Source organism: Streptomyces sp. NPDC004561 (assembly GCF_053602155.1).
Genome location: NZ_JBSGDB010000516.1, coordinates 1 through 5,825 on the forward strand (window position 1 = coordinate 1; position 5,825 = coordinate 5,825).

Below are 5,825 nucleotides of genomic sequence, written 5' to 3' on the forward strand. Positions count from 1 at the left end.
GTGCAATCCGCGACTCGGGTTTCTTACACACTTCCACCCTGATTCAGGAACTTCCTCCTCCCTTCCTAAACAGGGGCAAACCGCCCCTTGCCCCCGAGGAGGTCTCGTGATCACCGCCTGGGCGCGCGGCCTGGCTCGTCACCGCGCCGGACGGCTGCTGGCCGCCCTCGCCGGGATCGCGCTCGCGGTCGCTCTCATCGCCGCGCTCGGCTCCTTCCTGACCGCGTCGAAGGCGACCATGACCCAGCGCGCCCTGCGCTCGGTCGCCGTCGACTGGCAGGTCCAGGTCCAGCCCGCAGCCGACCCGAACACCGTCCTGTCCCTGGTCCGCACGACACCTGGAACCCGCGCCGCCCTGCCGATCGGCTTCGCGCACACCACCGGTTTCACCGCCCGTGCGCAGGGCAGCACCCAGGCCACCGGCCCCGGCATGGCGCTCGGCCTGCCCGACGGCTACCGCAACCGGTTCCCCGACGCCATCCGCACCCTGTCCGGCTCCCCGGCCGGTGTCCTGCTGGCCCAGCAGACCGCCTCCAACCTGCACGCAACTCCCGGCGACACCATCGGCATCCAACTGCCCGGCATCGGGCTGCGGCAGGTGAAGGTCGACGGCGTCGTCGACCTACCCCAGGCCGACTCCCTCTTCCAGACCATCGGCGCCCCCGCCCAGTCCCAGCCGACCGCACCCCCGGACAACGTCGTCCTCCTGCCCGCAGCGCAGTTCGCCTCCCTCACTCGCGGTGCCACCGGCGTCACCACCCAGATCCACGTCGCGCGTGACAACGCGGGACTGCCCTCCGACCCGGCCGCCGCCTTCACCGCGGTCACCGGCGCCGCACACAATCTGGAGGCCCGCTCCTCCGGCACCGCACTCGTCGGCAACAACGTCGGCGCCGCCCTCGACGCCGCCCGCCAGGACGCCCTGTACGCACAGATCCTCTTCCTCTTCCTCGGCGTCCCCGGCGCCGTCCTGGCCGCCGCGCTCACCGCCGCGGTCGCCTCCGCCGGGGGCGAGCGCCGCCGCCAGGAACAGGGCCTGCTGCGCCTGCGCGGCCTGCGCCCCGGCCAGATCACCGCCCTCGCCGGTCTGGAAGCCGCCCTAATCGGCCTCGCCGGCGGCGTGACCGGACTGGGCATCGCCGCGCTGACCGGCCGCCTCGCCTTCGGCGCCGCCTCCTTCGGGGCGAGCGCAGGCACCTGGGCCATCTGGTACGGCATCGCCTTCGTCCTCGGCGCCGCCGTCGCCACGGGCGCCGTCCTCATGCCCGCCCTGCGCGATCTGCGCACCGTCACCGTCGCCGACACCCGCAAGGAGGCCGGCGCACGCAGCACCCGCAACCCCTGGTGGATGCGCTACGGCCTGGACCTCCTCCTGCTGGTCTGCTCCTGGCTCATCTTCCGCGCCTCCTCCGGCAACCAGTACGCCCTCGTCCTGACCCCGGAAGGCGTCCCCAGCATCTCCGTGTCGTACTGGGCCTTCCTCGGCCCCGCCCTGCTGTGGATCGGCTCCGCCCTGCTGCTGTGGCGCCTGACCCTCCTCGCCCTCACTTATGGCCGCCCCGCCCTGACCCGGCTGGCCCGCCCGCTGACCGCCACCCTCGCCGGCACCACCGCCGCCGTCCTCGCCCGGCGCCGCCGCCCACTCGCCCGCTCCGTGGTCCTGCTGGCCCTCGCCGTCTCCTTCGCCCTGTCCACCGCCGTCTTCAACGCCACCTACAAGCAGCAGGCCGAGGTCGACGCCCGGCTGACCAACGGCGCCGACGTCACCGTCACCGAACCCTCAGGCGCCCACATCCCGCCCGGCGCCGCGGGCACGATGAAGGTCTCCGGCGTCCGCCACGTCGAGCCCCTCCAGCACCGCTTCGCCTACGTCGGCTCCGACCTGCAGGACCTCTACGGCGTCCGCCCCGGCACCATCGCCCAAACCACCTCACTCCAGGACACCTACTTCGCCGGCGGCACCACCCAGCAGCTCATGCGCAAGCTGGCCCAGCGCCCGGACAACCTGCTGGTCAGCGTGGAAACCGTCAACGACTTCCAGCTCTCCCCGGGCGACACCGTCAACCTGCGCATCCAGGACGCCCGCACCAAGGCCCTGCGCACCATCCCCTTCCACTACGCCGGCATCGCCAAGGAGTTCCCCACCGCCCCCAAGGACAGCTTCTTCGTCGCCAACGCCTCCTACATCGCCAAGGCCACCGGCAGCGACGCGGTCGGCGCCTTCCTCCTCGACACCGGCGGCACCCACCAGAAGCAGATCGCCGCACGCCTGCGCCATCAGCTCGGCACCGCCGTCACCGTCACCGACCTCACCCAGACCCGCGGCACCGTCGGCACCAGCCTGACCTCCGTCGACCTGGCCGGCCTCACCCGCATCGAACTCGCCTTCGCTGTCCTGCTGGCCGCCGGAGCCAGCGGCCTCGTCCTCGCCCTCGGACTCGCCGAACGCCGCCGCACCTTCGCCATCGCCACCGTCCTCGGCGCCAAGACAGGCCAGCTGTGCGGCATGGTCCTCACCGAGGCCCTACTCCTGGCCGCCGGTGGCCTGGCCGGGGGCGCCCTCATCGGCTGGGCCCTGTCCGAAATGCTGGTCAAGGTACTCACGGGCGTCTTTGACCCACCCCCCGCAAGCCTCTCGGTCCCCGGCTCCTACCTGGTGCTCACCGCCCTCGCCGCACTGATCGCCGTCATGGCAGCCGCGCTGAACGGAATCCGGCGCGCGAAGCGCCCGCCCGTGGAGGAGCTGCGTGACCTTTGACCACTCCTCCGTCGCCGACCACGCCGACCCCGGCCCGCCCTCCTACGCTGTCGACCATGCGCACCCCCGCCGTACCCGACCGCAGCCGCATCCGCGTCCTCCTCGTCGAGGACGACGACACCATCGGCCGCCGCCTGGAGACCGGCCTGCGCAGCAACGGCTACGCGCCCACCTGGAGCCGCACCGGCGCAAGCGGCCTCGCCGAAGCCGCCCGCGGCCCCTACGACGCCCTCCTCCTGGACCTCGGCCTGCCCGACATGGACGGCCTCGACGTGGCCCGCACCCTGCGCACCCGCTGCCCCGACCTGCTCATCATCATCCTCACCGCCCGCACCGACGACATCGACATCATCGCCGGCCTGGACGCCGGCGCCGACGACTACCTCGTCAAGCCCTTCAGCCTCACCGTCCTGCTGGCCCGCCTGCGCGCCCACCTGCGCCGCCACACCATCACCCCCACCCCCCAGGAAGCACTCCGGCTCGGCGACCTCACCGTCGACACCACGGCGCGGCACTGCAGCCTCCACGGCAAAGAGGTCCAACTGCGCCCCAAGGAGTTCGAACTCCTCGTCCTCCTCGGCCGGCACATCGGCGAAGCCGTATCCCGCGAAACCCTCATGGCCGAGGTCTGGGACGAGAACTGGTTCGGCTCCACCAAAACCCTCGACGTCACCATGGCCAGCCTGCGCCACCGCCTCGCAGTTGCAGCCGAAGCATCCGGCCGTCCCTGCCGACTGCCCCGCATCACCACCCTGAGAGGACACGGCTACCGCCTGGAGAGCCGCTCCTAGGCTGGAGGCCGAAGGCCCGCCAGACCAGAGCGGCCGCTGCCGCCCCGCGACACGCGAGCCGGCCCCGATGCGCTGCGCCGGCATGTGCCGCGTGCGTGCACTGCCGGCCCGGCACCGTCCCCGGCGGCGGCTAGTGCTGTGACCGCATAGGTTCGCCGGGTTGGTGATGGTCGAATGCTTGGTGCGGGGAGGCGATGATGAGGGTATGACTGCCAATTCTCGCGCCCGGTCTTTCGACGTAGCCGCGGCTCAGTACGCGGCGAGTCGGCCTTCTTACCCAGCCGCGCTCTTTGACTGCATCGAGGAGTTCGCAGGCTGTCGCTTGGCGGGCGCCCGGGTGGCCGATGTCGGCGCGGGTACCGGAATCGCCAGTGTGCTGCTGCGGGAGCGAGGTGCTGATGTGATCGCTGTCGAGCCGGGTGAGGCCATGGCTGGTGAGTTCCACCAGGCGCTTCCCGAGGTGCCGATCGTGAGGGGTGACGGTAATGCTCTGCCGCTGGCCGAGGCTTCCTGCGACCTCATCACGTATGCCCAGTCCTGGCAGTGGACCGACCCTGGCCGGTCCGTCCCGGAGGCATTGCGTGTCCTGCGAGCGGGCGGTGCGCTGGCGATCTGGTGGAACACGACGGCCTTCGACGTGCCGTGGATTCGCGAGCAGCACGGGCGCATTGCGCAACACTGCGGGGTGAAGCCAAGGTCTGCCGTGCGTCCTTCGGACAACGACGCCATCCGGCTGGCGGGGCTGGCAGGGCTACGGGTTGCGCGCCGTCAAGTGCGCTGGAGCCGCACTGTCTCCTTGGACATGCATCTCGCCAACATTGGCAGCCGGTCGGCATTCCTCGTCCTTGAAGAGGCTGACCGCCAGGCGTTTTTCGTCGATGAGCGTGAGCGACTGGCCAAGATTTTTCCTCGCGATGAGGTGGAAGAGACCTACGTGGTTGATCTCCTGGTCGCACTCCGCCCCTGACGTTGTGCGGCCGCGGGGCGGGGCGGCGCGCTCATGCAGCCGAGGCGAGTGGTCGGCCGCCCCACCGAATGCCTTTCTCACTCCGGATGCGGGCGCGTTCCTTGCGTTCGGCGGCCAGGACGTCGCGGTGGCGGGCGTTGGCGTTGCGCCAGCGCAGGTAGGCGTGCAGGGCCCGGGTCTGCACCATACGGTTGGGATAGTCGGAGTTGGCGATGGTGAACTGTCGCAGCGGTCCAAAGTGCGCCTCGATCGGGTTTGCCCATGAGGCGTAGGTCGGGGTGAAGCACAGCTCGACCTTGTTCTTCTTCGCCCAGCGGCGGATGTCGACGCCTTTGTGGGCGGACAGGTTGTCCATGATCACGTACATGGGTGCGCCGTCGGGTCGGGCGGCGCGGACCGACTTCAACGCGGCCAGCGTGTTCCGGGCACCCTTCTTGCGGCGGTTGACGCCCCACAGGCGGTCGTCGCCAATCGAGTAGCACCCGTGGAAGTACCGGACTCCGTGGGTGCGATGGTAGGTGGCGGGTAACCGGTCGGGACGTCCTTGTCGGGCCCAGCCCGAGCCCGCGGTGGGGCGGATGCCGAGCGGGCCAACCTCGTCGAAGGCGAAGACCCGGTCCGGGAAGCAGTCCAGGACCTCCTCGATTCGGTCCAGCTTGGCGTCACGCTCGGGGTCCGGGGATTCCTTCCACGTCTTGGTGCGCTGGAAGGTGATGCCGCGGCGGGCGAGTCCTCGCCGCGTACCTCGCCGGCCGCTCCACCCGAGGTGAAACGCTCCGCGTCATCGTCCGCACCGACAACGGCGACCAGTCCGTCATCACACCCGGCCAACTCACCGACCCCGGCTGGAGCGCGGATCCAGCCATCTGCCAGGCACTGCCCGCCTACCTGCGCAACGCCCTCACCTGACCCGAGCAGAGCCACCAGCACGGTCGGACGGCCCCTGGAAGGCGGCCTCAAACGAGGAGGCGGGCCCGGCCAGTCCTCGGCGGCAAGCTCCACCGCGCGCGGCGGGACGGGGGCGGTAGCGGCTGCTCGCCCGCGGTACACCCGTCCGACGGATTGCAGGGCTCGCGCGGCCGGTCGTCGGGGGCGGCCCGTACCAGGGCGCACAGCAAAAGGGCCGCCCCCAGCCCCGCCGTCATGTCACAGCAGAGCGTGATCGACGGTATCCGCCCGCCCGCGAGAGCGCTCCCCACATGGGGGCAGGTTCAGAGGTCGTTTTCTCCCGGTGCTTTATCCCGGAATCTACTGTGTGGTCTGGGGTGCTGGGTCGCGCCAGGAGACGGTGGCTTCGCCGGCGAGGCGG

General features: G+C 71.0%; 3 protein-coding genes and 1 pseudogene. 3 read left to right on the plus strand and 1 reads right to left on the minus strand.

The window, feature by feature from the left end; genetic code table 11:
- Positions 1 to 106: 106 nt before the first annotated feature.
- From ACWEN3_RS39420 to ACWEN3_RS39430, 3 genes are all read left to right on the plus strand, one after another.
- Positions 107 to 2,758, plus strand: coding sequence for an FtsX-like permease family protein (locus ACWEN3_RS39420; protein WP_452981440.1), 2,652 nt, complete (start codon positions 107 to 109; stop codon positions 2,756 to 2,758).
- 56 nt (positions 2,759 to 2,814) lie between these two features.
- The gene (locus tag ACWEN3_RS39425; RefSeq protein WP_452981443.1) at positions 2,815 to 3,549 is read left to right on the plus strand and encodes a response regulator transcription factor; all 735 of its coding nucleotides are present in this window, start codon (positions 2,815 to 2,817) and stop codon (positions 3,547 to 3,549) included.
- Between the two features lie 205 nt (positions 3,550 to 3,754).
- Positions 3,755 to 4,516 carry a class I SAM-dependent methyltransferase gene (locus ACWEN3_RS39430; RefSeq protein ID WP_452981446.1) on the plus strand — a complete coding sequence of 254 codons (762 nt, stop codon included), beginning with the start codon at positions 3,755 to 3,757 and terminating at the stop codon, positions 4,514 to 4,516.
- A 31-nt stretch (positions 4,517 to 4,547) separates the two neighbouring features.
- On the opposite strand, the pseudogene ACWEN3_RS39435 reads toward ACWEN3_RS39430, so the two are convergent.
- A pseudogene (locus ACWEN3_RS39435) lies at positions 4,548 to 5,255 on the minus strand (transposase); the annotation flags it as partial.
- Between the last annotated feature and the right edge of the window lie 570 nt (positions 5,256 to 5,825).

Excerpts from the sequence above, each read along its gene's own strand:
- ACWEN3_RS39425 (WP_452981443.1), top strand. The coding sequence starts at position 2,815 with ATGCGCACCCCCGCCGTACCCGACCGCAGCCGCATCCGCGTCCTCCTC.
- ACWEN3_RS39430 (WP_452981446.1), top strand. The coding sequence starts at position 3,755 with ATGACTGCCAATTCTCGCGCCCGGTCTTTCGACGTAGCCGCGGCTCAG.